Here is a 3220-nt window from a genome sequence, read left to right as displayed (position 1 = left end):
TGAATACTAAGATTAGCGTTTCGATTTATCAGCGTCAGAGGGTAATTCAAACTCAGGGAGCATAAATTAGTATTACTTCGAGGTGTTTCTCTTCTTACGCTGTTAGCCTAGAAAAACACATGGGTTACTAGAAGAGAAAAGGACGGATATGACACTTCCTATTTTTCACTCAAACAACGGAAGGTGGAGTGTCGGTGGGTGTGGCTCAGTATGTTCCAGAACTAAATGCGGCGGTCGGTTACTTGCAAAACAACCGTAACATGAACATGAAAATCGCAATTTCAGTTAAACCACAGAACCCTACAGTGCATTTGGTGATTGGCCACAAGAGTAATGTAGAGAAAGAATATCCATCGCAAGCCTAACTGTATCGGATCTCACAGACCTTTGTACTACTCATCTAATGAACAGTTAGGAGCGTTATATGTTGTTGTCTTGGTTTAGCGACGACTACCCATCGGCCTTATTGTTATCATATTCAGGTACTAATTGAGTGAGGGGAATGATCGCCTCACCCAACTTTCATTGTGACAACGTCACAAAAAAGACCGAAAGACTACGGTTATTACCTTCCTTGAAGCCCTTATATAACGTTCTGGTCAGAGTTTTATAAAATATTCAACGTTTTACTGCCCACTTTTAAATCGACTCTCTTTATACCCAAGCGATAAAGGCAAGAGAGTACGTCATTTTGAAAAACATTGTATTGACTACGATTTAGAAGTAATAAAAATTCTTCTAACAAGTATCGTTTTTGAGCAAGCTGATAAAAATCACTTATCCTTTGCTTTACATCCAAGTCAATAACAGCGACTTCCAGGCGAGATTGATTCTTCTCAAATAAAAAACTAATCGGCCATTTTGACACAGAAAACCTCCATTATGTGTGAATTATAAAAACAGTCGTTACCGCTCGAAGGGAAAATTAGAGCAACATTTCTTCTTTAATTCCTACTTTGATTAATGCCGCCTTCTCAATCGCTGTTAGTTCTGAAAGCTCACTAACGAAATCACAATCCTTGAACCGAACGTCGGTCGCTTCACCCAACTTTTCACTCAAAGCAGTCATCAAGCCTTCTACTAGGCCACTGAAACGCATGGCAGTCGAGATTAAAACATTGTCACCTTGCGCCAAATCTGACGACGGAACTTTTTCAGCAACCAACCCAAAAACGCCTCGTAAACGCTGACCAAATGCACCTTCCAATTGCGTTAATGTCGCTTTCAGGTCACTTTTCGACATTTGATCCAAAGCTGAACTCATTAAATCCCCATCAAAACGAGCATGAGCATTCGCATCAAGCGCGTCTTCAGGTTTTTTTGCCGTTTTTTCATGCCATTGCAAGGCCGATGTATCAATAAAACCTTGTAAACCTTGCATAGTGGCGCTTACATTTGGACGTTTGTGTGAAAGTGAGTCCACTATTAATCCTAGATGCCCTGAATAATTTTTCTCTTGTTTAGGGACAGTAGAAAGCGCCAGTTCACGAACTAGACTCAGATCCCCTTTATTCAAGGCGATATTCTGAATAAATTTAAATGAAATATTGCCTTCGCTTAGCGCATCTTGTAGCTTATTTATTGTTTCACTAGATAGTGATGGTGTTAAATTCGCTGTTACTCGTGTAGACAAGTAACTCACCGAATCCAGTGCTGTTTTCTTACTATTATCCTTAGCTGAACCACTTCTAATACCTAAATCATTATCAGTTTCAGAACTAACAGCAATCGTCCTGACAGAATGCTCGCTCGAGCTTTGTTTCTGTGTTTCCGGCTCAAAATAAGAACTAATAGCCTCTTTAAGTCCACCAACTTGAGCAGTTAATTTTCGGTCATTGAATAGGTTTCAGCGACAATGGCGAGTTTAGTTTGAGCAGACCACTGCTCTGATGAAGTGTTGCTCTTTGGCACGGTGGCTCCTGAACTTCTGAGTTGCGGGCGCCAATAATACAGGGTCGCAGTGCTAATTCCTTCCTCTTCGGACACTTCTTTAACTGACATCGAATAGGGAGGCAGCAGCTTCTTCAATATCGCTTCTTTTCTTTCTACTGAGATACGAGACACAATTACTCTTTATCGCCCAAACTGGTTAAATTTTAACAGTGACAACTACCCTGCCAGATAGGGATATTGTGAACCCAGATTTAGACACAAGAACAGCTCCCGATTGGGAGCCGTTCCCCTTTCAAAAATGATAATGTGCTTTCACACTATCATTCTCCTTTAGCAGCTTTATTATCTTTGGTGCTTGTCTCTTCAGCCTTATGCTCTAATACATCACAGTTTTTATTGATAGTGATGGACTTAGGCTTCATAGCTTCAGGTATCTCTTTCACCAGAGTAATAGTTAACAATCCGTTAGAAAGATCTGCATCCGTAACTTCAACATAATCAGCTAAGTTGAACTTACGTTCGAATGTACGATTGGCGATACCCTGATACAGATATTTATTTTCTTTATCAGCACATTTTTGCCCACGTACACTTAGCACGCTCTTTTCTACTTGAATATCAAGCTCTTCCTGAGTAAATCCGGCTACGGCCAGGGTGATGGCATAGCGATTCTCTTTTAGAACTTCAATGTTATATGGTGGGTAACCGTTGATAGCAGTTTCACTGGTCATGGCATGATCAATTAATGATGCTAGACGGTCAAACCCAACACTACTACGGTATAGTGGAGATAGGTCAATTGAGCTCATAATATATCCTCCATAAGAAGCAATACAAAATAAAAACAAGAGTGATGAAAAGGCCTCTTGATAAGACAACCTTTTCAAGGTTTTTTATAGTGTTTACGAACAATTATTTCAATAGTTTTTATATAGCAATTTCTCATTGAATTAGTTTTTTTATATGAAATTGTTATATCCTATCTATAATGACGAGACAAAAATAGTTCATAATTAGACGGTCTCTCTACTCTCTGATGGGCAATATTCCACGATATGAATTACGCGGGTGGCATGGGGTCGAGATCGGTTGGTTGAGTTAGAAATGAAAAAAAGGCAGACTTTCAGTCTGCCTTTTTTGAGTCACAAGAGATTACTATCAAATCAAATGGAAGGTGATTTATGAATGTGACTCTATGCTTATGTGCGGGTTATGTTTGAAAAATCAATAGCCATGTGATGATTTATTTAACGTAATGGTACTTAGTGTGAACCCAAATTTAGACACAAGAACAGCTCCCTATTAGGAGCTGTTCTGCGTTACGGAG

At 39.5% G+C, this 3220-nt stretch carries 5 protein-coding genes; 1 reads left to right on the top strand and 4 read right to left on the bottom strand.

Annotation, left to right across the window (positions count from 1 at the left end; all coding sequences use genetic code 11):
* Nucleotides 1-188: 188 nt before the first annotated feature.
* On the top strand, nucleotides 189-365 hold the full coding sequence (locus ACED59_RS24205) for a hypothetical protein (RefSeq protein WP_157936399.1): 177 nt from the start codon (nucleotides 189-191) through the stop codon (nucleotides 363-365).
* Nucleotides 366-607: 242 nt separating this feature from the next.
* Here the strand turns inward: ACED59_RS24205 and ACED59_RS24200 are convergent, their stop codons facing one another.
* The 4 genes from ACED59_RS24200 to ACED59_RS24185 all read right to left on the bottom strand — a co-directional run bounded on the left by ACED59_RS24200 (nucleotide 608) and on the right by ACED59_RS24185 (nucleotide 2702).
* Nucleotides 608-868 carry a hypothetical protein gene (locus tag ACED59_RS24200; RefSeq protein ID WP_017098102.1) on the bottom strand — a complete coding sequence of 87 codons (261 nt, stop codon included), beginning with the start codon at nucleotides 866-868 and terminating at the stop codon, nucleotides 608-610.
* 57 nt (nucleotides 869-925) lie between these two features.
* The gene (locus tag ACED59_RS24195; protein ID WP_241910257.1) at nucleotides 926-1633 is read right to left on the bottom strand and encodes a hypothetical protein; all 708 of its coding nucleotides are present in this window, start codon (nucleotides 1631-1633) and stop codon (nucleotides 926-928) included.
* 188 nt (nucleotides 1634-1821) lie between these two features.
* Nucleotides 1822-2064: a transposase gene (locus ACED59_RS24190; RefSeq protein WP_032499864.1), complete on the bottom strand. Its 243-nt coding sequence runs from the start codon at nucleotides 2062-2064 to the stop codon at nucleotides 1822-1824.
* A 149-nt stretch (nucleotides 2065-2213) separates the two neighbouring features.
* Nucleotides 2214-2702: an Hsp20 family protein gene (locus ACED59_RS24185; protein WP_017098606.1), complete on the bottom strand. Its 489-nt coding sequence runs from the start codon at nucleotides 2700-2702 to the stop codon at nucleotides 2214-2216.
* Between the last annotated feature and the right edge of the window lie 518 nt (nucleotides 2703-3220).

Source organism: Vibrio sp. FF266, from assembly GCF_041439695.1.
Classification (GTDB): domain Bacteria; phylum Pseudomonadota; class Gammaproteobacteria; order Enterobacterales; family Vibrionaceae; genus Vibrio; species Vibrio tasmaniensis_A.
Note: the sequence above shows the minus strand (reverse complement) of the source record. Positions and strands in the feature narration are given on the sequence as shown.